Source organism: Actinoplanes sp. NBC_00393 (assembly GCF_036053395.1).
Taxonomy (GTDB): domain Bacteria; phylum Actinomycetota; class Actinomycetes; order Mycobacteriales; family Micromonosporaceae; genus Actinoplanes.
The window spans coordinates 9,986,126-10,009,638 of sequence record NZ_CP107942.1; the positions used below are offsets into that span (position 1 = coordinate 9,986,126).

Annotated in this window: 31 protein-coding genes and 1 riboswitch; of the genes, 9 read left to right on the plus strand and 22 right to left on the minus strand. The window is 70.0% G+C overall.

Annotation, left to right across the window (positions count from 1 at the left end):
• Positions 1-2 precede the first annotated feature (2 nt).
• Positions 3-680, minus strand: a complete 678-nt coding sequence (locus OHA21_RS46335) for an HAD family hydrolase (RefSeq protein ID WP_328466470.1) — start codon at positions 678-680, stop codon at positions 3-5.
• Complete coding sequence (locus tag OHA21_RS46340; RefSeq protein WP_328466472.1) at positions 677-970, minus strand: MTH1187 family thiamine-binding protein; 294 nt, start codon at positions 968-970, stop codon at positions 677-679. The genes OHA21_RS46335 and OHA21_RS46340 overlap by 4 nt, the downstream gene beginning before the upstream one ends.
• A gap of 117 nt (positions 971-1,087) precedes the next feature.
• Here OHA21_RS46340 and OHA21_RS46345 point away from each other — a divergent pair, with 117 nt between their 5' ends.
• Together OHA21_RS46345 and OHA21_RS46350 are read left to right on the plus strand one after the other, a co-directional pair.
• Positions 1,088-1,303 carry a DUF2191 domain-containing protein gene (locus OHA21_RS46345; protein ID WP_328466474.1) on the plus strand — a complete coding sequence of 72 codons (216 nt, stop codon included), beginning with the start codon at positions 1,088-1,090 and terminating at the stop codon, positions 1,301-1,303.
• Positions 1,291-1,716 (plus strand): PIN domain nuclease, encoded by a 426-nt coding sequence (locus tag OHA21_RS46350; protein ID WP_328466476.1) that lies wholly within the window; start codon positions 1,291-1,293, stop codon positions 1,714-1,716. The genes OHA21_RS46345 and OHA21_RS46350 overlap by 13 nt, the downstream gene beginning before the upstream one ends.
• A gap of 40 nt (positions 1,717-1,756) precedes the next feature.
• Here the strand turns inward: OHA21_RS46350 and OHA21_RS46355 are convergent, their stop codons facing one another.
• The 6 genes from OHA21_RS46355 to OHA21_RS46380 all read right to left on the minus strand — a co-directional run bounded on the left by OHA21_RS46355 (position 1,757) and on the right by OHA21_RS46380 (position 7,779).
• Entirely contained in the window at positions 1,757-2,680 is a 924-nt protein-coding gene (locus OHA21_RS46355) for a 5,10-methylenetetrahydrofolate reductase (RefSeq protein ID WP_328466478.1), read from the minus strand.
• Positions 2,681-2,704: 24 nt separating this feature from the next.
• Entirely contained in the window at positions 2,705-3,187 is a 483-nt protein-coding gene (locus OHA21_RS46360) for a hypothetical protein (RefSeq protein ID WP_328466480.1), read from the minus strand.
• Positions 3,184-4,890 carry a histidinol-phosphatase gene (locus OHA21_RS46365; protein WP_328466482.1) on the minus strand — a complete coding sequence of 569 codons (1,707 nt, stop codon included), beginning with the start codon at positions 4,888-4,890 and terminating at the stop codon, positions 3,184-3,186. Before OHA21_RS46365 ends, OHA21_RS46360 begins: the two co-directional genes overlap by 4 nt.
• A 64-nt stretch (positions 4,891-4,954) precedes the next feature.
• Positions 4,955-5,758 carry an energy-coupling factor transporter transmembrane component T family protein gene (locus OHA21_RS46370; protein ID WP_328466484.1) on the minus strand — a complete coding sequence of 268 codons (804 nt, stop codon included), beginning with the start codon at positions 5,756-5,758 and terminating at the stop codon, positions 4,955-4,957.
• Positions 5,755-7,185: an ABC transporter ATP-binding protein gene (locus OHA21_RS46375; protein ID WP_328466486.1), complete on the minus strand. Its 1,431-nt coding sequence runs from the start codon at positions 7,183-7,185 to the stop codon at positions 5,755-5,757. The genes OHA21_RS46370 and OHA21_RS46375 overlap by 4 nt, the downstream gene beginning before the upstream one ends.
• Positions 7,186-7,188: 3 nt before the next feature.
• Positions 7,189-7,779, minus strand: coding sequence for an ECF transporter S component (locus OHA21_RS46380; protein ID WP_328466488.1), 591 nt, complete (start codon positions 7,777-7,779; stop codon positions 7,189-7,191).
• A 71-nt stretch (positions 7,780-7,850) separates the two neighbouring features.
• Positions 7,851-7,953: riboswitch (TPP riboswitch) on the minus strand.
• 58 nt (positions 7,954-8,011) lie between these two features.
• Between OHA21_RS46380 and OHA21_RS46385 the strand changes: the two genes are divergently transcribed.
• Both OHA21_RS46385 and OHA21_RS46390 read left to right on the plus strand, forming a co-directional pair.
• Entirely contained in the window at positions 8,012-8,824 is an 813-nt protein-coding gene (locus OHA21_RS46385; protein ID WP_328466490.1) for an alpha/beta fold hydrolase, read from the plus strand.
• Positions 8,825-8,855: 31 nt separating this feature from the next.
• On the plus strand, positions 8,856-9,398 hold the full coding sequence (locus OHA21_RS46390; protein WP_328466492.1) for a DUF6328 family protein: 543 nt from the start codon (positions 8,856-8,858) through the stop codon (positions 9,396-9,398).
• On the opposite strand, the gene OHA21_RS46395 is transcribed toward OHA21_RS46390, so the two are convergent.
• Genes OHA21_RS46395 through OHA21_RS46425 form a run of 7 tightly spaced genes read right to left on the minus strand, consistent with a single transcriptional unit; the run spans position 9,367 to position 13,554 of the window.
• On the minus strand, positions 9,367-9,972 hold the full coding sequence (locus OHA21_RS46395) for a hypothetical protein (protein WP_328466494.1): 606 nt from the start codon (positions 9,970-9,972) through the stop codon (positions 9,367-9,369). The two genes, OHA21_RS46390 and OHA21_RS46395, sit on opposite strands and share 32 nt — an antisense overlap.
• Before the next feature lie 16 nt (positions 9,973-9,988).
• A complete protein-coding gene (locus tag OHA21_RS46400; RefSeq protein ID WP_442875212.1) occupies positions 9,989-10,393 on the minus strand; it encodes a Fur family transcriptional regulator in 405 nt (134 codons plus the stop codon).
• Entirely contained in the window at positions 10,390-10,683 is a 294-nt protein-coding gene (locus tag OHA21_RS46405) for an ArsR/SmtB family transcription factor (RefSeq protein WP_328466498.1), read from the minus strand. The genes OHA21_RS46400 and OHA21_RS46405 overlap by 4 nt, the downstream gene beginning before the upstream one ends.
• Positions 10,676-11,545, minus strand: a complete 870-nt coding sequence (locus OHA21_RS46410) for a metal ABC transporter permease (RefSeq protein ID WP_328466500.1) — start codon at positions 11,543-11,545, stop codon at positions 10,676-10,678. The genes OHA21_RS46405 and OHA21_RS46410 overlap by 8 nt, the downstream gene beginning before the upstream one ends.
• On the minus strand, positions 11,545-12,327 hold the full coding sequence (locus tag OHA21_RS46415; RefSeq protein WP_328466502.1) for a metal ABC transporter ATP-binding protein: 783 nt from the start codon (positions 12,325-12,327) through the stop codon (positions 11,545-11,547). The genes OHA21_RS46410 and OHA21_RS46415 overlap by 1 nt, the downstream gene beginning before the upstream one ends.
• On the minus strand, positions 12,324-13,247 hold the full coding sequence (locus OHA21_RS46420; protein WP_328466504.1) for a metal ABC transporter substrate-binding protein: 924 nt from the start codon (positions 13,245-13,247) through the stop codon (positions 12,324-12,326). The genes OHA21_RS46415 and OHA21_RS46420 overlap by 4 nt, the downstream gene beginning before the upstream one ends.
• Before the next feature lie 52 nt (positions 13,248-13,299).
• Positions 13,300-13,554, minus strand: a complete 255-nt coding sequence (locus OHA21_RS46425) for a DUF6703 family protein (protein ID WP_328466506.1) — start codon at positions 13,552-13,554, stop codon at positions 13,300-13,302.
• A gap of 33 nt (positions 13,555-13,587) precedes the next feature.
• Between OHA21_RS46425 and OHA21_RS46430 the strand changes: the two genes are divergently transcribed.
• From OHA21_RS46430 to OHA21_RS46445, 4 genes are all read left to right on the plus strand, one after another.
• Complete coding sequence (locus tag OHA21_RS46430; protein WP_328466508.1) at positions 13,588-13,929, plus strand: antibiotic biosynthesis monooxygenase family protein; 342 nt, start codon at positions 13,588-13,590, stop codon at positions 13,927-13,929.
• Between the two features lie 16 nt (positions 13,930-13,945).
• Positions 13,946-14,452, plus strand: a complete 507-nt coding sequence (locus tag OHA21_RS46435) for a hypothetical protein (RefSeq protein WP_328466510.1) — start codon at positions 13,946-13,948, stop codon at positions 14,450-14,452.
• 69 nt (positions 14,453-14,521) lie between these two features.
• A complete protein-coding gene (locus OHA21_RS46440; protein ID WP_328466512.1) occupies positions 14,522-15,901 on the plus strand; it encodes a glycine--tRNA ligase in 1,380 nt (459 codons plus the stop codon).
• Between the two features lie 222 nt (positions 15,902-16,123).
• Complete coding sequence (locus OHA21_RS46445; RefSeq protein WP_328466514.1) at positions 16,124-16,312, plus strand: hypothetical protein; 189 nt, start codon at positions 16,124-16,126, stop codon at positions 16,310-16,312.
• On the opposite strand, the gene OHA21_RS46450 is transcribed toward OHA21_RS46445, so the two are convergent.
• Both OHA21_RS46450 and OHA21_RS46455 read right to left on the minus strand, forming a co-directional pair.
• On the minus strand, positions 16,285-16,839 hold the full coding sequence (locus OHA21_RS46450; RefSeq protein ID WP_328466516.1) for a DUF5317 family protein: 555 nt from the start codon (positions 16,837-16,839) through the stop codon (positions 16,285-16,287). The two genes, OHA21_RS46445 and OHA21_RS46450, sit on opposite strands and share 28 nt — an antisense overlap.
• A gap of 416 nt (positions 16,840-17,255) precedes the next feature.
• Positions 17,256-17,738, minus strand: coding sequence for an XdhC family protein (locus OHA21_RS46455; RefSeq protein ID WP_328466518.1), 483 nt, complete (start codon positions 17,736-17,738; stop codon positions 17,256-17,258).
• 204 nt (positions 17,739-17,942) lie between these two features.
• Here OHA21_RS46455 and OHA21_RS46460 point away from each other — a divergent pair, with 204 nt between their 5' ends.
• Positions 17,943-18,374: a DUF4259 domain-containing protein gene (locus OHA21_RS46460; protein ID WP_328466520.1), complete on the plus strand. Its 432-nt coding sequence runs from the start codon at positions 17,943-17,945 to the stop codon at positions 18,372-18,374.
• A gap of 39 nt (positions 18,375-18,413) precedes the next feature.
• Here OHA21_RS46460 and OHA21_RS46465 read toward each other — a convergent pair whose 3' ends face one another.
• The 5 genes from OHA21_RS46465 to OHA21_RS46485 are packed head-to-tail and all read right to left on the minus strand — an operon-like array spanning position 18,414 to position 23,476.
• The gene (locus OHA21_RS46465; protein WP_328466522.1) at positions 18,414-19,625 is read right to left on the minus strand and encodes a TniQ family protein; all 1,212 of its coding nucleotides are present in this window, start codon (positions 19,623-19,625) and stop codon (positions 18,414-18,416) included.
• Positions 19,622-20,680, minus strand: coding sequence for an ATP-binding protein (locus OHA21_RS46470; protein ID WP_328466524.1), 1,059 nt, complete (start codon positions 20,678-20,680; stop codon positions 19,622-19,624). Before OHA21_RS46470 ends, OHA21_RS46465 begins: the two co-directional genes overlap by 4 nt.
• Positions 20,677-22,104, minus strand: coding sequence for a Mu transposase C-terminal domain-containing protein (locus OHA21_RS46475; protein ID WP_328466526.1), 1,428 nt, complete (start codon positions 22,102-22,104; stop codon positions 20,677-20,679). The genes OHA21_RS46470 and OHA21_RS46475 overlap by 4 nt, the downstream gene beginning before the upstream one ends.
• Positions 22,104-22,676 carry a helix-turn-helix domain-containing protein gene (locus OHA21_RS46480; RefSeq protein ID WP_328466528.1) on the minus strand — a complete coding sequence of 191 codons (573 nt, stop codon included), beginning with the start codon at positions 22,674-22,676 and terminating at the stop codon, positions 22,104-22,106. Before OHA21_RS46480 ends, OHA21_RS46475 begins: the two co-directional genes overlap by 1 nt.
• Positions 22,673-23,476: a TnsA-like heteromeric transposase endonuclease subunit gene (locus OHA21_RS46485; protein ID WP_328466530.1), complete on the minus strand. Its 804-nt coding sequence runs from the start codon at positions 23,474-23,476 to the stop codon at positions 22,673-22,675. Before OHA21_RS46485 ends, OHA21_RS46480 begins: the two co-directional genes overlap by 4 nt.
• Positions 23,477-23,513 lie beyond the last annotated feature (37 nt).

Consider the following 23,513-nt stretch of genomic DNA (forward strand, 5'->3'; position numbering starts at 1 on the left):
GCTCAGGCGGTGATGGCCCGGATCGCCGCGTCCGCGTCGGCCAGGTCGGGCAGCACGGTGTGCGCACCGGCGGCGATCAGGTCGGCCGCGGCGGTCGCGCCGGTCGCCACGCCGACCGCGACTGCGCCGTTCGCCAGCGCGGCCGTCACGTCGTTCACCGTGTCGCCGACCACCACCGGGCGGAAGGGCTCGCCGTACTTGGTGCGGGCCCGTTCCAGGCTGCGGCGGACCAGGGTGGCCCGCACACTGTCGTCGGTGCCGTAACCACCCACCTCGGCGTCGAACGACCCGGCCAGCCCGAACGCCGCGACCTTCACCGCGGCCACCTCCGGGACGTTGCCGGTGACCAGGGTCTGCACCACGCCCGGGTGGTCACCGAGGCGGCCCAGCACCTCGCGGACGCCCGGCATCAGCTCGCCCTGCTCGGCGAACTCGTGCTTGATCTCGTGAATGATCTGCACATACCGGGCGAAGAATCGCTCCGGCGTGCAGTCGGTCACCCCGTGCGAGGTGAAGACCTCGGCACAGATGTCCAGATCGGTACGCCCACCGAAGTTCGGCGTCGCCCGCCAGTCCACCCCGGTCACCTCGGTGAACGCCGACCTCCACGCCCGGGCCGCGACCCCGCCGCCGCGCAGCAGCGTGTAGTCGATGTCCCACATGACTAGCCGTCTCGTCACTGGTTCAGCACCCGCTCGATGTGTTCCACCTTGGCGGTCAGCGCGCCGGTGACACCCGGCCGCACATCGGCCTTGAGTGAGAGGCTGACCCGCGGCGAGACCGCCGCGACCGCGTCGACGGCCTGCTTGACGACGGCCATCACCTCGTCCCACTCACCCTCGATCGTGGTGAACATGGCATCGGTCCGGTTGGGCAGCCCGGAGGCGCGCACCACCCGGACCGCCTCGGCGACCGCGTCGCCGACGGAGTCCCCGCTCCCGATCGGCGTGACAGAGAAGGCAACCAACATCCCGCCATCCTCCCATTGAGTCGATCAATGCACGCGACTAGCCTAGGCGTAAGGCAACTAGGCGCACGCATCTGCGGGCATACAGTGGGGAGGTCGGCAGCAACCATGGGGGACCTGATGACCAATCATGAGGTCGATACGGACAGCGAGGTGTTGGCTGACGCCGCCGAGCTGTACGGGACGACCACCAAGGACGAGACCATCGTCGCCGCCTTGCGTGACGCTGCGGCTCGAGCGCGCCGTGGCCGGGCGCTCGACGAGTTGATGGAGATCGCCGCGACCGGTCAGTTCGACGAGTTGGTCGACAAGCGGAATCGGCCGTGGAAGAAGTGAGGTACCTGGTCGACACGAGCGCGCTCATCAGGTTGCTGCGCAACCCGGAGTTGAGCCGCGAATGGCGGCGGGAGATCACGGACGGATCTATCGCGACCTGCGCGATCACGGAGATCGAGCTGCTCTACACGGCGAAGTCGAGGGCTGACCGGGACCGGCAGGAGTCGCTGATCAGGGAAACGTTCGGCTGGGTGGTGATGCCCGACCGGGTCTTCAAGGAGGCCCGCGAGGTGCAGGAGGCGCTGACCGACAAGGGCACACATCGGTCAGCAGGCCCGGTCGACCTGCTGACCGCGGCGACAGCGGAGCAGCATGGGCTGACGCTGCTTCACTACGACGCCGACTTTCTCCAGGTGGCTGAGGTGACCGGGCAGCAGACTCGGTGGGTTGCCGAGGCCGGGACGATCGACTGACGGCAGGTGGGTCCGGGCGGAGCCCGGGCCCAGCGTTCGGCTATCCGTGGCGGGCGCGGAGCAGGGATGCGATTTCGGTGGCCAGGTGGGTGGAGGCTTCGATCTCGGCCTTGCGGATGGAGACGCTTTCCACGTTGAAGCCGTACGGCACGCCCAGGTGCTCGCAGAAGGTGGCGAGGTCGTTGGCGATCGCCACGCACTGGCGGTAGGACTCGGCGAGCGGGTCGGGGGCGTGCCGGATCGAGTTCTCCAGCCAGCGGGGCACGTCCACGCCGAGCCAGCGGACGAACTCCAGGGTCTTCAGGGAGCCGCACAGCGACAGGGTGAAGATGATCGTGCGGGGCTCGACGCCGCGGGTTCGGCACTCGTAGAAGTAGTCGGAGATCAGGTTCTTCGTCTCGTTGACGTGGTAGATCACCTGGGAGATGAAGAACGAGGTGCCGCGTTCCTGCTTGGCCAGCATGCGCAGGTGTTCGTCGCGCCGTTCGCCGATGACGACCGCGCCGAGCGGCAGGTCGGGGCGGGTCTCGGCGCGCAGCTCCTGGGCGCGGCGCAGGCCGGTGCGGACGACCTTGCTGCCGGACGAGGCTCCGACGAAGACGCCGAGAACGGAAGGGTCCGCGCCGGTCATCCAGGTGCGGAGCTCGTCCTCGGCGTACTTTCCGACGCAGCGGTAGATGATCACCGGCTGCCGCCAGCCGCTCAGGTACCCGGTGTAGTAGTGCGCCGGGTCGAGGGTCGGCAGGTACGGGAAGGGCCGCTCTTCCGGGTTGCGGTCGGACTCGTCGTCGATGTCGTACAGGATCAGGCCGTCGAGGTCGAGCCTGCTGAGCCGGTCGAGGGTGACCTCGGCGATCTCCTTGACCCGTTCCTCGGTGGCACTGCGCCGCGGCGGCGTGATGCTGAAGAGCAGCACGCCGCTGCAGGCCTCGGACAGTTGGTCGTGCAGACGCGGACGAGACATCCCACCACCCTAGGAAGCGCCCCGTCAGTGATCCGCACAGCAGGGGGTCGGTTCCCGCCTTTCGAACGGGACGAGCCGCCCACCGGCCGCCGGGGTGGCGACCAGGACCAGTTCGCCGCCGCGGAACTGTGGCCGGACGAAGTCGCCGGTCTCCACGACCGTGGACGGGTCGGCCGGCCCGGAGCCCAGCACCTCGACCCGGGAGATCGAGCTGCGTTGCAGGATTTCGCTGACGGTCAGCTCACCGGTCAGCCGTTCCACGCCGGGGAACCGGACTGCGCGCCCGGTCTGTCCCGAGGAAGCGGCGTCCGCGGCCGCGGCGAGGGACGGTTCGGTGCGGAAGGACGACGTGGTGAGGAGGCTGATCGCCACGTGCGGGTACGGCACGCTGACCAGGTGGGTGCAGGCCAGCACCGGCGCCGGCTGCAGCGATTGGATCCAGTGGTCGGCCTCGGCCAGGGTGCGGTGGCCGAGGCTGACCCCGATGATCCGCGAGGCGGAGCTCATCTAGGCAGGACCCAGATGGGGTTGGTGTAGAACCACAGGTCACCCCACGGGTCGGCGGAGCCGACCACATCGAGCTGGGGACCGTACGGGTCGACCGAGGCGCCGAGCAGACCGGGCTGGGTGCGGTTCCCGTCGGTGCCGCGTACCCGCAGGTAGAACGGCTTGTCGAGGCGTCCCAGGTCGTAGCTGAGCGAGATCCGCCCGCTGGTCCGCGAGACCTCGAACGACTTGACCACCCGGGTGTTCGGGGTGGTGAACGCGTCCTTGTCGGCGACCGGCCCGGTGACCGTGCCGACGATCACGTCGACCCGCTTGAGGACCGGGATGAAGCCGGCCCAGTTCGGGATGTCCTGCAGGTCGATGTCGAGGACCAGCTCGGTGGAGGTGCCCCGCTTGACCTGCAGCACGCCGCCGAGCGGCGTCCCGTTCGCGGAGCGGCGGTCACCGGCGACCCGGACCCGGGCGTCCAGGCCCTTGATCAGCCGGCCGTGGTCGACCCAGACGCGGCCCGCGCGCAGACCGTCCATGACCGCCTTGTACGAGAACGTCGACGCGCCCACGTTGGTCCGGCCGTAGTAGCCGGGCCAGAAGTCACCGGCCTGGGTGTTGATCGTGCCGGTGTAGACCGGGTCGTTGTACTTGCCGTTGGCGTTGAAGTCGCTGCCCGGCCCGCGGTCGGTCTGGTCCAGGTAGTTGACGTGGCTGTCCGAGTTGACGGTGATCCACCACGCCTTGCCCTCGGCGAGCAGGCTGTCCCAGAGGCCGCCGACGGTGGCGGTCATCCAGTCGAAGCCGCCCCAGGTGCGGTAGCTCTCCAGCGGGTAGCCGGCGAACGACGCGGCCGACGGGTTGTTGTCGTAGTAGCCGCGGGCGCCGCCGCGACCGTTCGGGGCCGGGATGCCGGCGGCCTGGTGGCCGGGCGCGCCCTCGAAGCCGACCGCGACGGTCGGGTCGGCGTCGCGCCAGTTGCGGATCTCGTGCGGCGAGTCGATGCCGCGCCGGGCCGGGTGGTTGGCGAAGAACAGCGCGCCGTCGATCTTGCGCTTGCGGACCTGCTCGCCGAGGAACTGGATGCCGGCGATCGCCATGGCCTCGTTCTGGGCGGCGGTGTTGGTGGTCGGCAGCAGCGAGCCGTCGTACGCGTTCTCGAACTGCTTGAGCACCTCCACCTCGTTCCTGCCCGGGTGCACGAAGACGGTGGCGTGCTCGGCGGCCGGGATGTTCCACTCCAGCCCCTGGAAGGTGAGCAGGCCGGGCAGCGAGGAGCGCGTCGCGACGATGTCCGGGTTGACCTTGTCCACACCGATCTTGGCGTGGGTGGCGCTGCCGTGGTCGGTGATGACGAGCCAGTCCAGCCCGTAGGCCTGCCCGTGCCGGGCCTGGTCGATCACCCGGTACTGGGCGTCCGAGCTGTACTGGGTGTGGATGTGGTGATCGCCGGCGAGCCACCGGAAGCCGCCCTTGGCCGTGCCGCCGCCGGCGCTGTCGTGGGTGTGCGGCAGCCCGGCTGCGGCGGCCGCGCCCGGGCGCGCCAGCACGGACGAGGCTGCGCCGGCGCCGAGCAGGCCGGCGCCGAGCAGGAAGCGGCGGCGGGACGCGTCGGACGACGAGAGCTCGGAAGTGGGAACCGAGAGGTCGAGGGCGTCCGGAAGGTCGCCCCCGACGGCGTCGGGAGAATGATGATGATCGTGGCCGTGACCCATGATCGTCACCCTGGTCCGAACAGGACAACAGCCGCTGGCGATCCCGTGACCGTCCGGCGAACGATCAGCCGACAATCGGCCGGAAAACACCCCACGCCACGGAGGCGGCCAGGATCGCGGCCGCGGCCACTCCGGCGCAGGCCAGCAGGGCGGTGTCCGCGGCGGTGAAGTGCTGCCGGCGCGCGTACGTCCGCGGTGTTCCCGAGTCGAAGCCGCGGGCGTCCATCGCCACCGCCAGCCGGACCCCGCGCCGCAGCGCGCCGACCAGAAGCGCGAACGCGGTCGAGGCGAAGAGCCGCAGCCTGGCCACCGGATTGCGGCCGGCGTCCACGCCGCGCGCGCGGCGGGCCAGGGTGAGCGCCCGCCACTCCTGCGCCAGCAGCGGGAGCAGCCGGAACGCGGCGAGCGCGCCGATCGCGAACCGCGGCGGCGCCTTGGCGTTCTGCACCAGCGCGTCGGCCAGATCGGTGGGGTCGGTGGTGAGGAAGACGATCATGCCGGGCAGCGCCACGGCGAAGATCCGCAGGATCAGCCCGGTGGCGGTGCCGAGCACACCGGTGGTGACGTCGAACGGCCCGGCGGAGAAGACCAGGTCGCCACTGCGTTCGGCGGCGAACAGCACCATCGTGACCAGCACCCCGGCAGCGGCCAGCAGCAGAGGCGCCGCGCGCCGGGCCAGCACCCGGTAGCGGACGCCGAAGAACGGCAGCACGGCGAGCTCGAGCAGCAGCGCGGCGGCCGGCGTGAACGGATCGACCGTTGCGATCAGCGGCAGCGAGAAGAGCAGGGCGGCGCCCAGCTTGGCGACCGGGTTGCGCCGGGCGAGCGGCGCCGACAGATCCGCGATCGGTTCCAGGGTGAGGGTCACGGACGCGACCTCCGCGGCAGCGGCGCCGGCTCCGGCACACCGAGCGGAACGGTACGGTCGGCGAGCGTACGCACGAACGCGTCATCATGGGTGACCGCGACGATCCCGTGCCCCTCGGCCCGCAGCTCGGCGAGGAGATCGACCAGTTCCCGCCACGTGCGCCGGTCCTGCCCGAACGTCGGCTCGTCGAGGATGAGCAGCTGCGGAGCGGTGGCGAGGGCGGTGGCCACGCTGAGCCGCCGGGCCTCGCCGCCGGAGAGCGTGTACGGGTTGGCCGCCGCCAGTTTCGTCAGCCGCAGCCGTTCCAGCAGCCCGTCCACGATCCGCCGGACCTCGTCCGGGGACCGGCCGACCCGGCGTGGGCCGAGCGCGAGCTCGTCGGCGACCCGGCCGGTGACGAACTGGTGCTCCGGGTTCTGGAAGACCGACCCGATCCGCTGGGTCAGGGTCGCGGCCCGCCACCGGTGCGGGGGCCGTTTGTCGCCGAACGCCACGATCCGCCCGGCGGCCGGCGCCAGCAGACCGCCGAGCAGCAGGGCCAGGGTGGACTTCCCCGCGCCGTTGGGACCGGTGACCGCCAGCACCTCACCGGCGCCGGCGGCGATCGAGACGGGAGTCAACCGGCCTGGCACGGTGACCTGCTCCGCGCGTACCAGATCGGGGTTTGCCATGGTCGTTGCCTTGATCGGTGAGGTGTTGAAACCCGGCACCCAGACGCCCTCGTCGGCCAGCTTGTCGCCGTAGGCGGCGAAGATCACATCGGGTGCGCCGTCGGCGCGCACGCCGCCGCCCGGCTCCAGCACCACCACCCGGTCGACCAGCTCGAGCGCCTCGGCGACCCGGTGTTCCACGATGATCAGCGTGGTCTCCGGGCCGGTGGCCCGGGCCACCGCCTCCCGGATCAGTTCGGCGCCCAGCGGGTCCAGGTTGGCGGTCGGTTCATCGAGCAGCAACAATCCGGGCCGCATGACCAGGACACCGGCGAGGGCGAGGCGCTGCGCCTCGCCGCCGGAGAGGGCCGCGGTGGAGCGATTGATCGGGTACGGGAAGCCGACCCGATCCAGCACGTCACTGACCCGGGGCCAGATGTCGCCGGCCGGCACGCCCCGGTTCTCGCAGCCGAACGCCACGTCGTCGCCGCTGCGCGCCATCACCAGCTGCGTCTGCGGATCCTGGAAGACGATCCCGGTCCGCTCGCGCGCCTCGGCGGGTGGCAGACCGTCGATCTCGATCGTGCCCTCGGCCTCGCCGGAGTCCTCCGGGAGCAGGCCGGCCAGCGCGGCGAGCAGGGTGCTCTTGCCGGCCCCGGAGGGACCGAGCAGCAGCACCCGCTCGCCGTGCCGGATGTGCAGGTCGAGTCCGCGGACTGCCCAGGCGCGGCGCCCGGCGTGCCGCCACCCGAACCCGCGAAGCCGAACCTCACTCATGACTCAGATCAGTGCCCGTTCCCGGCCCGCTCCGAACCGGTCGAGCACACCGGTCGGCACCAGCGCCCGGACCAGCGCCCAGCTGCCCAGCCCGGCCAGGACGGCGCCGCTCACCACGGTCAGCAGCGCGTACGGGATCCGGTAGGACCAGAGGGCGGTCTCCGAGTTCCACACGAAGAAGTCGTAGATGCCCGCGCTCACACCGGTCAGCGCTCCGGCGAGCAGGGCCACCGGCAGTTTGAAGGAGCGGTAGCGCAGCGCCGCGAACGCCAGCTCCGCGCCCAGCCCCTGGATCAGGCCCTGCGGGATGACGGTCGCGCCCCACGCGTTGCCGAGCAGCGCCGAGATGATCGCCGCGACCAGCTCGGTGTAGAGCGAGGCGCCCGGCTTGCGGATGATCAGCCCGCCCAGCACCGCGGGCATCAGCCAGATGCCGTAGAGCAGGGTCTGCGCGGGCGGGAAGAAGGCGAACGCGCTCTCGGTGGCGCTCCAGACCATGTTCCAGGCCCAGAAGATCACGCCGAACGCCACGGCGATGACCGAGGCGATCACGACGTCTATCGTGCGCCAGCGATTCGGATTGGTGTTTTTCATTGAAACGCCTCCCAGCGGGTACCGGGAGGAGACGCACGCCGCGGCCGGGCGGCAGTGCCCGGACACGACGCGGCTGGAGAAGACCGAACTTCCTGCGCTGGCATTACCCAGATCAGGTACGAGGGTCTGCGGTCGCCCGCACTCTCAGCGCTGTGCGCTCCCCTGTCGGATTACATGTGCTTCGATGACGCTAACACCTGGTAGAGGGCTGGAATAGAGAGGGAGCCATCACATGGAGATCAAAGCTCGCGGGCTGACCTTCGATGTGTACGAGGGCGGCCCCGAGGACGGCGAGCCGGTCCTGCTGCTGCACGGCTTTCCCCAGGATCACCGCGAGTTCGATCTGCTCACACCCCGCCTGCACGCGGCCGGTCTCCGCACGTACGCGATGGACCAGCGCGGCTACTCACCGGGTGCCCGGCCCGCCGAGGTCTCCGCGTACCGGATGGGGGAACTGACCTCGGACGCTCTCGCCGTGCTGGACGCCCTGGGGGTGGAACGCGCCCACCTGGTCGGCCATGACTGGGGCGCGCACGTGGCCTGGCTGCTCGCCGCCCGCCATCCGGGCCGGGTGCGCACGCTGACCGCCATCTCGGTGCCGCATCCGCGCGCGCTCATGCTGGCCCTGCGGGTACGCCCGTCGCAGCGCGCCCGCTTCGCCTACTTCGAGGTCTTCCGGTCGCCGGTCGCCGAGCGGCTCCTGCTGGCCCGCAACGGCACGCTGCTGCGCTGGATGCTGCGCCCGCTGCACCACGCCGAGCAGTACGTCGAGGCGATGTACGAGCCGGGCCGGCTCACCGGCGGGCTGAACTGGTACCGCGCGTTCACCACCGATCAGATCGCCTCGACCGGCGTGGTGAAGGTCCCGACCACGTATGTGTGGAGCGACCGGGACGGCGTGGTCGGGCTGACCGCCGCCCTGCGGACCGCCGATTGGGTGGAAGGTGACTATCAGCTCGTGGCGATGAAGGGTGTCAGCCACTGGGTGCCTGAACAGGCACCACGCGAACTGGCCGACGCCGTGCTGGCACGCATCAACGTTTGACCATGAGCGTGCGGGGGAACGCTGGCGCGTCATGGCGGTCGAAACACACACCCCCCGAAAGAATCCGTCCGGCGAAACCGAGAAGCAGCGCTGGGACCGCAACTTCGCGGACCTGCTGCAGGAGCTGCGGGTCGCACAGACCGGTGTGCAGATCCTTTTCGCCTTCCTGCTGACCATCCCGTTCAGCAACGGCTTTCCGGACGCCACCGCGTTCCAGAAGGACGTGTACGTGGTGGCGCTGATCAGCGCCGCGTTCGCCACGGCGCTGATCATCTCGCCGGTGGCGTTCCACCGGGCGCTGTTCCGGCAGGGCCGCAAGCCCGAGCTGGTCCGGTACGCCCACAAGATGGCTTCCGCGGGTCTGGCGTTCATGCTGATCTCGATGGTCAGCAGCGTCCTGCTGATCACCGATTACGTGCTGGACTGGAAGTGGGCCGTCCCGCTGACCGTGGTCACCGCGGGCTGGTTCGTCACCTACTGGGTGGCGCTCCCGTTCGCGCACCGCAACTGGGGTGAGGACGACGATGACGATGACGACGACGTCAGCGACGGCCGCGCAGACCGAGACGCCTGAGTTCCAGCTCGGCTAGCGCGTCCACAGCCTCCGGGTCGCCGGCCCGCCAGCTCTGCGCGATGTCCGGGCCCAGCCTGGCCAGCTCGTTGAGCGGGCGGCCGGCCAGGGCCCGCAGCGCCAGCAGATCCCGGCCGGCCGGGTCGGTGCGCACCGCGGCGGCCACCCCCGCCCGGCGGATCCAGCGCAGCCGTAGCGGCAGCCAGACGAAGAGCACCAGCGCCAGTGGCACCGCGATCGCCATCAGCGGCAGGATCAGCGCCATCTGGTCGACGAACTCCTGCTGCTCCCGGCCGGCGTCGGCCAGCGCCCGGGCCGCGTCCGCGGCCCGGGTGAACGGCTCGGTGAGCTCGTCGCCGACCACCGGCACGTCGTCCACCTTGCCGCCGGCGTCGGCCAGGTTGTCGGCGATGCCGTTGCCGGCGCCCTCCAGCTTCTGACCCGGCACGGCGAGCTTCAGCACCAGGTCGTGGATCCAGAGCGCGACCCGGATCCACAGGTAGACCCAGACGACGACGAGAAGGTCGGTGATCAGCTGGCGAAGGGCGACGGGAACGCGGTCGGCGTAGAGCTTCACACCGGAAGGTTCCCATTCAGCTCTTCGCGGCGCACTCCGGGCATGTCCCGAAGATCTCCAACGTGTGCGAGACGTCGACGAAGCCGTGCTGACCGGCCACCTTGTCGGCCCAGGACTCGACCGCCGGGCCGGCCACCTCGACGGTCCGCCCGCAGGAACGGCACACCAGGTGGTGGTGATGCCCCTGGCTGCACCGCCGGTACAGGTGCTCACCGCCGGGCGGGCGCATCACGTCGATCTCCCCGGCGTCGGCGAGGCCCTGCAACGTCCGGTACACCGTCGTCAGCCCGACCCGTTCGCCCCGGTCCCGCAGCATCGCGTGCAGGTCCTGCGCGCTGTGGAAGCCCTCGGTCTCGGCGAGGACGGCGCTGACCGCGCTGCGCTGCTTGGTGTTGCGGGGGGCTTGGTCCGGGTTCACTATCGGCTCTCCCTGGCGTGGCTCACGGCGTCGGTGACGATGTGGGCGACGTGTTCGTCCACCAGGGAGTATGCGATCTCCCGGCCGCGCCGCACACCCCGCACCACACCGGCGCCACGCAGAACCCGCAGGTGCTGGGAGACCAGCGGCTGCGGGGCGCCCAACTTCGCCACCAAATCATGCACGCATCGTTCGCCGTCGCCCAGTTCCACCACGATCGCCACCCGGATCGGCGCGGAGAGGGCGCGCAGCAGCGCACCCGCCGACTCGTACGCCTCGTAGCCGTCAGCCATGCAGCACCACATCCGGAGGTTCGGCGGTCACCGGCGGGCGGGTCTGCCGGCGGCGCAGGTTCCGCCGGATCATCCCACCGATCGTCGTGACGAGGAACGCGAGCAGGGCCATCAGGACCGTGGTGGCGCCCGGTGCGGTGTCCGCCTCGGCCGAGACGAGAACGCCGAGGCCGGCCGAGCCCAGGCCGATCAGCATCGCGGCCGCCATGGTCGTCCGGAAGCCGCGGGTGACCTGCTGGGCGGCGGCGACCGGGACGACCATCAGGGCGGAGACCAGCAGCAGGCCGACGGTGCGCATCGCGATGGTCACGGTCACCGCGGTGGTCACCGCGAGCAGGATGTTGAGCGTACGCACCGGCAGGCCGCTGACCCGGGCGTACTCCTCGTCGTTGCAGAGGGCGAACAGCGCCGGCCGGAGCAGCAGCATCGCCACCAGCACCGCCGCGGCCAGACCGCCGATCACCGCGATGTCCCCGGGCGACGTGGTGATCAGCGACCCGAACAGGTACTGCATCAGGTTGGTGTTGCTCTTGTCGCCGGAGAGGCCGACCAGCACCACACCGCCCGCGATGCCCCCGTAGAAGAGCAGCGCCAGCGCCAGGTCGCCGGAGGTGCGGCCGCGTTCGCGGATCAGCTCGACACCGACCGCGCCGATCGTGGCGACCAGCACCGCGGTCAGCACCGGCGAGTTGTTGGTGAGCAGGCCCACCCCGACGCCGGTGAGCGCGACGTGGCCGATCCCGTCCCCGATCAGGGACAGGCGCCGCTGCACCAGGTAGATACCCAGCGCCGGCGCGGTCAGGCCGATGATCAGGGCGCCGGCCAGGGCGCGGAGCATGAAGGGGTACGCCAGCAGCTCCATCAGAACGTCTTCGCTCCCTCGGTGGGCGCCCACTCGCAGATGCCCGCCTTGACCTCGTCGGCATGCGGATGCACGTGGTCGTGGTCCGGCTCGGCGTGGTGCCCGGCCGGCTCCGGCGGCGCCCCCTCGTGCGCGATCCGCCCGTCGTGCACCACCACGGCCCGGCCGATCAGCGGCCGCAGCGGGCCCAGCTCGTGCAGCACCAGCAGGATCGTGCCGCCGTTGCCGGCGAACCGGGTCAGCGCCGCGGCGAACGCCTCCTGGCTGGCCGCGTCCACGCCGGCGTTCGGCTCGTCGAGCACCAGCAGGTCCGGCTTGCCGGCCAGGGCGCGGGCGATCAGGGTGCGCTGCTGCTGGCCGCCGGAGAGGGTGGCGACCGGGTCGTCGATCCGGTCCAGCAGGCCGACGTCGGTGAGCGCGTCGCGGACCGCGGCCTTGTCGGCGGCCCCGGGGAGCCGGAAGATGCCGCGCCGGGCCAGCCGCCCGGACGCCACCACCTCCCCGACCGTGGCCGGTACGCCGCTGCCGGCGCCCAGACGCTGCGGGACGTACCCGATCCGGGCCCACTGCCGGAACCGGCGCTGCGGCGTCCCGAACAGCTCGATCTCGCCGCGCAGCAGCGGCACCAGCCCCAGCACGGTGCGGATCAGGGTGGACTTGCCGGATCCGTTGGCACCGAGGATCGCGACCACGTCGCCGGCGGCCACGCTCAGCGACACGTCCCGCAGGATCTCCCGGCCGTCGTATCCGGCGGCCCCGTGCCGTACTTCGACAACTGTCATGAGGTGCACCCCAGGCCCTTGGTGAGCGCGGCCAGGTTGGCGCGCATCACGGTGAAGTAGTCAGCGTTCTCGTCGGTCAGGCCCTCGATCGGGTCCAGCACCGCGGTGGTGGCGCCCACCTCGCTCGCGATGGTCTCGGCGACCTTCGGGCTGACCAGCGTCTCGAAGAAGATCGTGGTGGCGCCGTGCTCCCTGGCCTCCTCGGCGACCGCGGCGAGGCGGGCGGGGGAGGGCTCGGCCTGCGGGTCGATGCCGGTGATGCCGATCTGGGTCAGCTGGTACCGGTCGGCGAGGTAGTGGAACGCGGTGTGGCTGGTCACCAGCTCACGCCGCGCACAGGTCTTCAGCCCCGCGGTGAACTCGCCGTCCAGGGTGGTCAGCTCGGTGCGCAGGGCGGCGGCCCGGGCGGTGTAGTCGGCCGCGTGGTCGGGATCGGCCTGGCCGAGCCGCTCAGCCAGCTTCTCCGCGATGGTGGCCAGCCGGGTCGGGTCCAGCCAGACGTGCGGGTCGGTGGCGCCGCTCTCCTCGGCGTGCGCCTCCTCGGCCTCGCCCTCGTGGGCGTGGGCGTCCGCGGCCTCGGCGGTCAACAGCTCCACCACGGAGCCGGCGTCGAAGGCGCGGTCACCGGCGTTCTGCTTCACCGCGTCGTCCACCGCGGGCTGGAAACCGCTCAGATAGACCACCAGGCCGGACTCGGTGATCTCGCCCACCTGCTGCGCGGTCAGCTCCACGTCGTGCGGCTCCGCGCCGGGCTTGGTGAGGTTGGAGACGCTGACGACGTCGCCGCCGACCCGCTCGCTGACGAACTGGAGCGGGTAGAAGGCGGTCACGACGGCAAGTCTGCCGTCGTCGCTCGCCGTCCCGCCACAGCCGGTCAGGGCAACCAGAAGGAACAGGGCGGGTAGCAGGCGGCGCATCATGCCAGCAACTGTCGTCGATAATGACAATGATTGTCAAAAGCGCATGGATTCGTCACAGCGCCTTCGACACCGCCGCCACGACCAGCAGGGTGAGCAGGACCACCCGGATGACCCGGGTCGGCGGCGACTGCACCGGCCAGGTGGTGAAGGTCAGAGCGCCCAGACCGGCGGCCAGCACCCCGAGCAGCAGGGCGCCGATGATGCCCGGCAGGAAGAGCCCGGCCAGGAGCAGCACGAGCGCGCCGACGAACGCCGCCGTCGGGCTCACTCGCGAGAGGCGGCGCATGAAATGGTCGGACGGTGTCACTGGCGGCTCCTGTCGCGTGCGTACCCTCGTCACATGCTGGTGCTCAACCGCTTCCAGGTCCCACCGGACACGCAGGACGGATTCCGCGAGCAGGCGCATGCCGCGCTCGCGGCCCTGGCGCGCTGTCCGGGATACCGCTCCGGCCGGCTCGCCCGGGCCCTGGAGGACCCGTCCGCCTGGACCCTGGTCACCGAGTGGGAGTCGGTGGGAGCCTACCGGCGTGCCCTCGGCAACTTCGACGTCAAGGTGCACGCCACCCCGTTGCTCGCGGTGTCGCTCGACGAGCCGTCGGCCTTCGAGACCCTGGCCGAGGCCGCTCCCGGCGAGCAGGTGGTGATCACCGCCAGTGACCGGGCCGCGGATCCGTGGCGGTGAGCACTAGGCTGAAAACATGAGCACGGCGCCGCCCTACCCCGGGTCCATTCCGCCGCCCCCGCCCGGTCCCGGCGTGCACCCGCCCTTCCCGGCGCCCCCGGTCGAGGGCAAGGGCCGGCGGATCGGCCTGGGCTTCGGCATCGGCGGCGGGGTGCTGCTGCTGGTCTGCGGCGGCGGCGCGGCTGCGCTGTGGGGGCTGGGGACTGCGGGTCAGGAGGCTCTCAACGAGCAGACCACCGTCGTGGTGAGCCGGTATCTCGAAGCGGTGCAGGACCGCGACTTCGACAAGGCGTACCGGCAGTTGTGCCAGGACTCGAAGGACGAGGAGAGCCGCGCCGAGTACACGGAGCGGATGAGCGCGAGCGAGCCGTTCCGGTCGTTCCAGGTCGGCGATTTCAACTCGTACACGTTCACCGTCCCGGTCCGGGTGACCTACACCGACGGCGACGTGGCCACCCTGCAGGCCGAGGTGGCGCAGAACACTTCGACGGGCGCGTTCGAGGTGTGCGAGCTCGGGGAGTAATCTCGCTTTTCGTCCCGTCACCTACGAATTTCCCCGCCGACACCCAGCCGGCGTAGGAGGAAACCGAACATGCCTGCCGACCGTATCGACAGCGTCGTCAGCCTGGCCAAGCGCCGCGGCTTCGTCTTCCCCTCCAGCGAGATCTACGGAGGAACCCGCTCGGCCTGGGACTACGGTCCGCTCGGCGTGGAGCTGAAGGAGAACGTCCGCCGGCAGTGGTGGCGCACGATGGTCCAGCAGCGTGACGACATCGTCGGCCTGGACTCCGCCGTCATCCTGTCCCGCGACGTCTGGGCCGCCTCCGGTCACCTCGACGCGTTCGTCGACCCGCTGACCGAGTGCCAGTCCTGCCACAAGCGGTTCCGGGCCGACCACCTGGAGGAGGCGTGGGAGGCGAAGCACGGCTCGCTCCCGTCCTCGCTCCAGGAGCTGAACTGCCCGAACTGCGGCAACAAGGGCACCTTCACCGAGCCGAAGATGTTCAACGGCCTGATGAAGACCTACCTCGGCCCGACCGAGAGCGCCGAAGGCCTGCACTACCTGCGGCCCGAGACCGCCCAGGGCATCTTCGTCAACTACAACAACGTGGCGACCGCGGCCCGCAAGAAGCCGCCGTTCGGCATCGCCCAGGTGGGCAAGAGCTTCCGCAACGAGATCACCCCGGGCAACTTCATCTTCCGTACGCGCGAGTTCGAGCAGATGGAGATGGAGTTCTTCGTCGCGCCCGGCAGCGACGAGGAGTGGCACGAGTACTGGCTGCAGCAGCGCTGGGACTGGTATCGCGACCTGGGTCTGTCCGAGAGCAACCTGCGCTTCTTCGAGCACCCGAAGGAGAAGCTCTCGCACTACTCGAAGCGGACCGTCGACATCGAGTACCGCTTCCAGTTCGGCGGCAGCGAGTTCGCCGAGCTCGAGGGCATCGCGAACCGCACCGACTTCGACCTGTCGACGCACTCCAAGCACTCCGGGGTCGACCTCTCCTACTTCGACCAGGAGAAGGGCGAGCGCTGGGTGCCGTACGTGATCGAGCCGGCGGCCGGCCTGACCCGCGCGGTGCTGGCGTTCCTGCTCGAGGCCTACGACGAGGACGAGGCGCCGAACACCAAGGGTGGGGTCGACAAGCGTACGGTCATGCGGTTCGACCCCCGGCTCGCGCCGGTCAAGGTCGCCGTGCTGCCGCTCTCGCGCAACCCCGAGCTGTCGCCGAAGGCGCGCGAGCTCTCGGCCAACCTGCGCAAGCGCTGGGTCGTCGAGTTCGACGACTCGCAGGCGATCGGGCGCCGCTACCGGCGCCAGGACGAGATCGGTACGCCGTTCTGCGTCACGGTCGACTTCGACACCCTCACCGACAACGCGGTGACCGTGCGCGACCGCGACACCATGAAGCAGGAGCGGGTGTCGCTGGACCAGATCGAGGACTACCTGATCAAGCGCCTGCCCGGTTGCTGACAGTTTGATCGATGACGATGCGGGGCATGGCGTGGGCCATGCCCCGCTCCGTCTTGCGCCCCAGCAAGCCGCTGGTCCAGGGCATCGGCCGGCCCCGCGCTACCGCGGCGCAGGGGCTTCGGCCGGCCCCGCGCCACCGCGGCGCAGGGCTTCGGCCCGCCCCGCGCTACCGCGGCGACCGGCGACGAGCCGCAACCGGTGCGGATGCCGGGCGGACGGCCGATGGCGGTCGCCGGTGCGGTGGTGGGCGCCGGGATCCTGGTCTTCGGCGCGATCCAGACGAGCCGCACCGGCAACTGGGGATTCCTGGCGTTCTGGCTGATCTTCGGCATCGCGATCATCGCCTTCAACCTGTGGAACGCCTTCAGCCGCAAAGGCGGCCACTACGTCGTCGAGCGTCGCGACGGCTGACGCGCAGCACTGCCTCGCATGCCGGCCACGACGATGCCGGCCGCGCCCAGCAGCAGGGCGATGTCGCCGATCGAGATGACGCCGTGGATCGCCGGCACCGGGATCACGTCGCCGAGCCACAGCAGCCGGGTGCCGGCGTCAGCGACGAAGTGTTTGGCGGCCGTGGGATCGGCCGGAAGGGCGGCGGCGGCCCGAAGCGCCTCGGCGGTGTGCGGCATGCGCCCGTTCGAGGCGATCGCCGCCGCGTTCAGCGCCCCGCCGGTCAGCACCGCGCCGACGGCCAGTTGCAGGCCGCGGCCGCGTCCGCGCAGGTTGCCCAGCAGGAATGCGAAGACCAGGCCGAACACCGGGATCAGCAGCGAGAACCCGGGACGGACATGACGCAGTTGCAGGAACTGCAGCCCGACTGCCAGCCACAGCAGCCACGCGTGCCGCAGCGGAACGTGGATCAGATGCCGCAGCCGCCCGCCGGCGAGATAACCGGCGGGCACGGCGAGCAGCAGCGGCGCCAGCATGAGAGCGGCCATCGTCAGCCGCCGCTGAGGTAGGGCGCGCCGATCGTGTAGACGAGGGTGCCGAGGCCGGCGAGCAGGAATGCGGCACGGATCATTCGCTTCATGGTCTTCTCCAGTCAGCCGGTGCTGATGTGCGGGGCGCCGATCGTGTAGATCAGCGTGGCGATGCCGGCCAGCAGAAAGGCGGCATGGATCAATCGCTTCATGACGCTCAGCCGATGCTGAGGTGCGGGGCGCCGATGGTGTAGATCAGCGTGGCGAGGCCGGCGAGCAGCACCGTCGCGCGAGCGATTCGTTTCATGATGTATTCCCCTTTATCGGTTCTTGGTTTTCCTTATGGGGAATACATTAGGCATTCGGTAATGCGCGCGTGAATAGACCAAGAGCTATTCAATAAGGAGCGAATGCGCGTTGCGCATTCTTGCGGATCAGAACTCGAACCCGCCGGGCCGGTCATTGCGGTCGGCGATCAGCCCGGCCAGGATCGCGACGGCGATCTCCGGCCCGGTACGGCTACCGATGTTCAACCCGATCGGCCGCCGAACCCGCGCGATCTGCTCGTCCGCCACACCCAGCTCCCGTAGCGCCGCCACGTGCGGACCCTCGTGCCGCGGGTTGCCCACGATGCCGATCCACCGGGTCGGCCGCTCCAGGGTCTCCTCGAGAACGGCCCCGATCTCATTGCGGTGGTGGTCGGTCAGCACGACGTCGGTGTGCTCGTCCAGCTCGGCAGCCGCGAGGTCGCCCACGAAGGTGTCCCCGTGCGGCCGCGGCGTCCCGCCCAGCCGGGTCGGATCCGGCTCCACGAGCACGGTCTGAAAGCCGAGCTCACTGCCGAAACGCAGCAGCGCCTCAGCGACCGGCGATGCGAAGACGGCCACCAGCCGCCGCGGACTCACCTCATCACCCATGCCATTGACTCTTGTCGCGTCCGTTTGAACCTTGCGGATGGACCGGGCCTTGACCAGCGACCCGCAAGGTAGGTCCGGACGGCAGCGAAGCTGGTTGTCCGGATTCACGTTGCGGATTTCGTCTGAGGGCGGGGCGCGCCGGTAGGTGAGATGATCTCGTGGCTTCGGCGAGGCTCGGGTTCGGATCGAGGAAGGGCGGCGGGCATGGGAACGTTCGGGACGGGTGCGTTCGCTAGCGATGGGGCCGTGGACTTCCTCGAAGAACTGGCCGAACGGGCGCCTGAGCGGCGCGCCGCAGCGCTGGAGCACATGTTCAAGTTCGTCAAGGACAAGCCTGAGCTGCTCTGGCGGGACTTCTTCCCGGATCAGGTCGTTGCCGCCGTGGCGGTGGTCGCGGCAAGTCTTTCGGGCGGGGAAGGATTCAGCGAAGAGTTGGCTGACGAGGAGCTTGCCTCGGATGTCCGGCTGCCGCGGCCTGCGCCGGAGTTGGCGCCGGCAGCGCTCGACGCGCTGTTGTTCGTTGCTGGCCCTGGGCGTCCTTGGCATCAGGGGTGGACGGATCCGGGCGACGCTGCTGAAGCAGTCGACACGATCAATGCGTTGTCGCAGGTTCTCACTGAAGGTGGCCTGGCGTAGCCCTCGAACCGGCCGGTGTCTGATTACGGGATACGCCGTTCAGTGGCTGTTGGTGAGCGTGTCGAGGTAGTCGGTGGGTGCGGGTTCGGTGCGGATGTATTGGGCTGATTTGACGACCCGGCGTCGGTGTGTCGGGTGCTCTGACTCGTGGTGGACGTTGAACTGCTTCGTGTTGTGGCTGCTGTAGAGGAAGCCGACGAAGTGCTGTGGGGTTGGTGAGCGGCCGCGCATGATCACCGGTCCGAGGTGACGGTGGCTGATCATGATCCGGCCGAGTTGGCCGGTTGAGCGGTTGCTGGTGAACCACGCGAGGCTGCTGGCGTGACGTTTCATGATGGCGGAGCTGACCTTGCGGGGTGCTCCGCCGCCGAAGTCGTGCTCGGTTTCGTAGGTGCTGGCCGGTGGGGACGGCAGACGCCAGCAGTCTTCGTGGATCCACTTCGCGAGAGGGTCGTTGGCGACGCGGGGCCGGTAGAGGGGGTCGCCGAGTCGCTGGGCGATCTCGTCGGTGAAGCGGCGCTGGTGGCGGATGTCGGCGGCGGCGAGCCGACGCCAGTAGGGCGAGCCGATGAGGGCGGCCAGCGCGATGACTTCGGGATAGGTCGCCGCGAACAGGCGGGAGGTGCTGAAGAGCCGGACTTCGGTGCCGGGCGGGATCATGCGGTGGAGCCGGTGGTTCCAGTGATGCCAGACGTCGGTGGTGCTGCTGGGTGGGTTCATCCACCGATGTCCGCAGACGAGGAACGCGGTCAGGACGGCGTCATGGGTCGCGACGGGACCGAGCCGGCGCAGTAGCCGCAGGTGGGCGTGCTGAGCGGCGACGATGGCGGGTTCGGTGTCCAGGTTGGCCAGGGGCAGAGTGACCAGATCCGGGGGGCCGATCCAGATGTGGTGGTGGGGGCAGACGTAGCGGTGGTGTGGGAGCAGTTGCAGAACCTGGCCGCCGGGATGGCGGCTGGTGCAACGAGGGCAGCCGCGTTGCGGCTCGGTGCGCATGCTCGACCAGTCGGGCTGTGGGTGGCGCAGCTCGATGAGGGCGTTGCGGAGCCGGCCGATCGGGTGGCCGGTGACCTCGGCGAGTTGCTCGGCGACGACGATGCGGGTGAGGGTCCTGTTGTTGCGAGGCTGGCTGACCTGCCGCCAGAGCAGACGCAAGGGCATGGCGTGCAGGGTCGCGAGCCGGCTGAGGTAGGAGGTGACGGTTTCGCAGTGCGCGGGGCCGACGGCGATGGGGAGGCGCGAGCGCATCATGCGGACTTGGGCCGGGTCTTGGATCGTGTTGCGGGCGTGACATGGCTGCGTTCGGCGGCGTAGTCGACGGGGACCGTGTCGAGCAGTTCGCGGGTGATCTGTTCGGTGGAGTTCTCGATGGCGAGGATGGCCGCGCCGCGGATCAGCTGGGACAGGCTGCCGATCATGCCGGCGGTGCGGCGGTAGAGATATTCGTCCAGGGCGACGAGCGTGCCGGGGATGTGACGGTGCAGTCGCAGCATCGCTTCAAGGGTGGCGATCAGTGACTGCCAGGCCGCCCGTTGCTCGGCGGTGCCGTAGGCGAACGGCGCCGAGCCGATGAGGGTGAATCGTCCTGCGATCTGCCGGCCGCGGACGCCGGTGAACAAGCCTTGGGCTTCGACATCGATACCGGCGTAGACGAAGGTGGCGGGCAGCCGCTCGGCGAAGTATTTGAGCTGGTCGGACACCTCGGCGCCGGTGCGGGTGGCGAGGCTGATGTTGTGTATCTCGTCGACCAGAACCAGGTTGATGCCGGTGCGGGTCGCGGTGGTGCAGACGGCGTTGACGATGTCCGCCATGTTGTTGGTGTGGTCGGTGAACGCCAGGCCGTAGAAGCGGGCGAACTCCTTGGCGAGCATCCGGGCCGTGGCCGCCGGCGGGACGGTGACATAGGCGACCGGCAACCGGTGCGGTAGCGACGGCTGCCGCTTGCGGACGGCGCGTTCGTGGGTGCGCCCCAACTGGGTCAGCGCGGTGGTCTTGCCGGTGCCCGAGGCGCCGGACAGGATCAGGCCGCGCCGGGCGGAGACTTGCCGCCGGTTGAGCTGGATCAGCAGCCGGCCGGTGTTGAGCACTTGCCGGATCGTCGGGGTGTGCACCAGCGGTAGTTCGGCATGGTAGTCATGACGTCTTTCGTCGTGCGCGGCCCGTTGCTCACCGCTGAGCTGCAGGGCTTGCTCAGTAGTGAGCAATGCGGGTGGATGCGGCTGGTAGTCGACGAACCGGCGCCAGCCTTCCTTGGTCGTCGGCGGTTCGTCCGGCGCGAACACGCCACCGTCTGGGGCGAGGCTCATAGCCACTTCTCTGCTTCTGCATCGGCGTCGAAGACGCCGAACGCGACGACTTCGGTGCCCGGCCGGGCGGTGCTCGCGCCCTCCGGCGGGGCAGGTTCCGGTAACAGGGGTCGGTGAGCGGCCTGCCCGGCGCGGGTGCGGGCGGTGACACGGGCGCCGGCTCTGTCCGGTCCTTGCTGCGCGCGGGTGAGCAGCCCGTCGAGGATCCGGGCGATCTCGGCCTCGGTTGCTGCGGTGCCGGCCAGGCGGCGGGCGTGGCGCCAGGTGAAGTCGGCGAACGGCGCGGACACCATCGGCAGGTGGGTCCACGCGACGGTGATCCAGCCGTCCGGGGTGCGCATGTGGACCTGGGAGACGTCGTAGGGGTCGTAGTGGACCTCCCACCGGTTCTGTCTCGCCGTGATCCCGGAACGCTGGCGCCGGTAGGGGTTGAGGGCCGCGTCGTCGTAGGTGCGGTTGTCGATCCGGATGCCCTCGTCGGTGATCCGCCGCCAGGAAACGGGCAGCAGTTCGAGATAGTCCTCGCCGGTCAAGGTCAGCGGCAGGTAGCCGGCCGCAGCGACCAGCGTCGCGTACTTCTCGTTCGGTGTGAGGATCCGCCGAGGCTGATGCGGGTCCCGCAGATCGTCGTGCGGCCGGTGCTGCCAGCCGGCGATGAGCCATTCGTCGAGCAGGTCCTGCAACTCGCCGATGGTCCACTCGCCGGTGACGTCGCGGCCGCGCAGGGTCGGGTTGCCGCCGGTGTAGCCGGCGACGTGCTGCGCGAACAAGGTCTTCACCGCCGCGTTCGTGGCCTCGACGACGCCCTTGTCGGTCGGGGTGCCCTTGCGTGCCGGCTGGACGGAGATGCCGAGCCGCTCGCAGGCCCGGACGAAGGTCTGCGAGACGAACACCCGGCCGTGGTCGATGACGATCTGATCCGGGACGATCACCGGCCGAGCCGCCGCCTCCCGCATCCGGGCATCGATGTCGACCAGCCGCGCATAGGGCATCCGGGACGCGGACAGCCGCAGCGCGTTCGCCCAACCCGGACGCATCGGCTCAGGGACGAGCATCTTGGCCAGCAGCAGCGCGGCATCGACGGCCTTGGTGCCGACCGGCCGCAACACCGCGGCGCCGATCGTGCGGGTAGCGACATCAACCGCCAAGGTCAGATCGGCCCGGACCGGCAATCCGTCGTCGAGCAGCACCATCACGTCGATCGGGGTGGAGTCGATCTGGACCTGCTCACCCGGCCGGTAGGCGAACGTCGGAGTGAACGGCCCGGCCGGCCGATTGGCCATCTGCCGACGCGTCACCGCCGACCCGAACGTGTGCCTGCCCTCGGACAACCGGTCCACCAACTGGTAGAACGCCGTCCGGCCGGGTAACGGCACCACCCCCGGCCCGTGAATCTGCTCGACCCGCTTGACCACCCGCCGCATCAACCGTGACCGAGTACCGGTCGATGCGTCCGTCTCCTCGGCGAGAATCTCGCGAACCGCTCAACCAGCCGGGCGTCCGCGCGACCCGTAACCGCCCAGGCCCGCACTGCCCTTCGGTCGACCAACCCCCAGAGCCCGTGGGCGAGATAGCGAGACCGGCGACCCTCGATCGTGCGGTAGCTGACGCCCAACTCGGCCGCTTTGGCCCGCTGCCGCTCGGCCAGGCCGTGCCTCATCGGGTCGTACTCAACCTTCGGCGTCGCGTCGGGTGGCGCGTCTGGCGGCAGCCCGGTCTCGACCTCCACGACGTGACGCTCCCAGCACCTGGCCGTGGCGAGGACATCGTCAGGTAGCGAGTCGAGCAGACCGAACGGCTCCACTTCCGAGATTCGGTCAGTTCCGGCGACGCAAAAGTCTGACGCACCCAGCAGATATCCGATCAACAGCACCTGCTCGGCCCCTGCGGAACAGCGAAGACGCACGGCAGTGCCGTTGAGCCCGACCACCTGATGATCGTCGCCGTCGAACCGCACCCAGTCACCCAGCCGCAGCGCGGACCCCGAGACGTTCATGCGGGCACCCCCGCTGCGGCGGCCCGGACCGTGGTGTCCGGATGCAAAGACATCGACAGGTCAGCAAGCAACTCGCGATGCCACAGCAGATGAAACAACGTCGGCAGCACGGCGATCGGGTCGCCAACCGCCTCGCCGCCGGCCATCAGAGCAGCCGGCTGCACGAAGACCCGCTGCAACGCTTCCGCGACCGCAGGCACCCGGTGCCGAGGGTGCCGGTAACCAGCCAGCCAGCGAACGTTGCGGGTCAGAACGACATCCGTGGCACCCACCACGCGGTAGTGCCATCCGAGCTGATCACAAGCATCGCGGGTGGCCGCGAACGCGGCGGCGTCCCTCGGCCGGATGCGGTCGGCCGGGCGACAGTCGACCACCACAGCGCTGCCATCGACCAGCCGCGCGAAGTAATCCGGCACGTGCGACCGAGCCTTCCCCTGCTCCATCGTCCAGAACAGCCAGAACGGCTGCGAGGCCACCGCGACAACCGCCGGGTCGAAATCCAGCAGCATCAGGTGATCACGTTCCAGCCACGACTCGTACCCGACATGGCAGCCCATCGTCGCCGTCCACCACCGGCCCGGGAAATGCCGCTGCCCTTTGTACTGCGGAAACTGCCGTACCGGCCGACACCACTCCAACCGGCACTGCCACGCCTGCTTCAGCGCGACCCGGCAATCGGTGCCGTCCTCCGCAAGGAAGCCGATCTCAAAGCCGCCCTGCACACGACCAAGCGGAACCGGCGCACCGGCCCGTCCGGCCGCTAACGCCACAGCTGCACCCATCGACGAATCGACGGCCATGCCCCCAGCATCAACCGCCGCATCGACCTAGCCGCGT

Bases quoted from the DNA above. Each gene is read 5' to 3' on its own strand.
- OHA21_RS46340 (WP_328466472.1), bottom strand. From the start codon at position 970: ATGTTGGTTGCCTTCTCTGTCACGCCGATCGGGAGCGGGGACTCCGTC.
- OHA21_RS46345 (WP_328466474.1), top strand. From the start codon at position 1,088: ATGACCAATCATGAGGTCGATACGGACAGCGAGGTGTTGGCTGACGCC.
- OHA21_RS46355 (WP_328466478.1), bottom strand. From the start codon at position 2,680: ATGTCTCGTCCGCGTCTGCACGACCAACTGTCCGAGGCCTGCAGCGGC.
- OHA21_RS46360 (WP_328466480.1), bottom strand. From the start codon at position 3,187: ATGAGCTCCGCCTCGCGGATCATCGGGGTCAGCCTCGGCCACCGCACC.
- OHA21_RS46365 (WP_328466482.1), bottom strand. From the start codon at position 4,890: ATGGGTCACGGCCACGATCATCATCATTCTCCCGACGCCGTCGGGGGC.
- OHA21_RS46375 (WP_328466486.1), bottom strand. From the start codon at position 7,185: ATGAGTGAGGTTCGGCTTCGCGGGTTCGGGTGGCGGCACGCCGGGCGC.
- OHA21_RS46380 (WP_328466488.1), bottom strand. From the start codon at position 7,779: ATGAAAAACACCAATCCGAATCGCTGGCGCACGATAGACGTCGTGATC.
- OHA21_RS46385 (WP_328466490.1), top strand. From the start codon at position 8,012: ATGGAGATCAAAGCTCGCGGGCTGACCTTCGATGTGTACGAGGGCGGC.
- OHA21_RS46390 (WP_328466492.1), top strand. From the start codon at position 8,856: ATGGCGGTCGAAACACACACCCCCCGAAAGAATCCGTCCGGCGAAACC.
- OHA21_RS46405 (WP_328466498.1), bottom strand. From the start codon at position 10,683: ATGGCTGACGGCTACGAGGCGTACGAGTCGGCGGGTGCGCTGCTGCGC.
- OHA21_RS46410 (WP_328466500.1), bottom strand. From the start codon at position 11,545: ATGGAGCTGCTGGCGTACCCCTTCATGCTCCGCGCCCTGGCCGGCGCC.
- OHA21_RS46415 (WP_328466502.1), bottom strand. From the start codon at position 12,327: ATGACAGTTGTCGAAGTACGGCACGGGGCCGCCGGATACGACGGCCGG.
- OHA21_RS46420 (WP_328466504.1), bottom strand. From the start codon at position 13,247: ATGATGCGCCGCCTGCTACCCGCCCTGTTCCTTCTGGTTGCCCTGACC.
- OHA21_RS46430 (WP_328466508.1), top strand. From the start codon at position 13,588: ATGCTGGTGCTCAACCGCTTCCAGGTCCCACCGGACACGCAGGACGGA.
- OHA21_RS46435 (WP_328466510.1), top strand. From the start codon at position 13,946: ATGAGCACGGCGCCGCCCTACCCCGGGTCCATTCCGCCGCCCCCGCCC.
- OHA21_RS46440 (WP_328466512.1), top strand. From the start codon at position 14,522: ATGCCTGCCGACCGTATCGACAGCGTCGTCAGCCTGGCCAAGCGCCGC.
- OHA21_RS46445 (WP_328466514.1), top strand. From the start codon at position 16,124: ATGGCGGTCGCCGGTGCGGTGGTGGGCGCCGGGATCCTGGTCTTCGGC.
- OHA21_RS46450 (WP_328466516.1), bottom strand. From the start codon at position 16,839: ATGGCCGCTCTCATGCTGGCGCCGCTGCTGCTCGCCGTGCCCGCCGGT.
- OHA21_RS46455 (WP_328466518.1), bottom strand. From the start codon at position 17,738: ATGGGTGATGAGGTGAGTCCGCGGCGGCTGGTGGCCGTCTTCGCATCG.
- OHA21_RS46460 (WP_328466520.1), top strand. From the start codon at position 17,943: ATGGGAACGTTCGGGACGGGTGCGTTCGCTAGCGATGGGGCCGTGGAC.
- OHA21_RS46465 (WP_328466522.1), bottom strand. From the start codon at position 19,625: ATGATGCGCTCGCGCCTCCCCATCGCCGTCGGCCCCGCGCACTGCGAA.
- OHA21_RS46470 (WP_328466524.1), bottom strand. From the start codon at position 20,680: ATGAGCCTCGCCCCAGACGGTGGCGTGTTCGCGCCGGACGAACCGCCG.
- OHA21_RS46475 (WP_328466526.1), bottom strand. From the start codon at position 22,104: ATGCGGCGGGTGGTCAAGCGGGTCGAGCAGATTCACGGGCCGGGGGTG.
- OHA21_RS46480 (WP_328466528.1), bottom strand. From the start codon at position 22,676: ATGAACGTCTCGGGGTCCGCGCTGCGGCTGGGTGACTGGGTGCGGTTC.
- OHA21_RS46485 (WP_328466530.1), bottom strand. From the start codon at position 23,476: ATGGCCGTCGATTCGTCGATGGGTGCAGCTGTGGCGTTAGCGGCCGGA.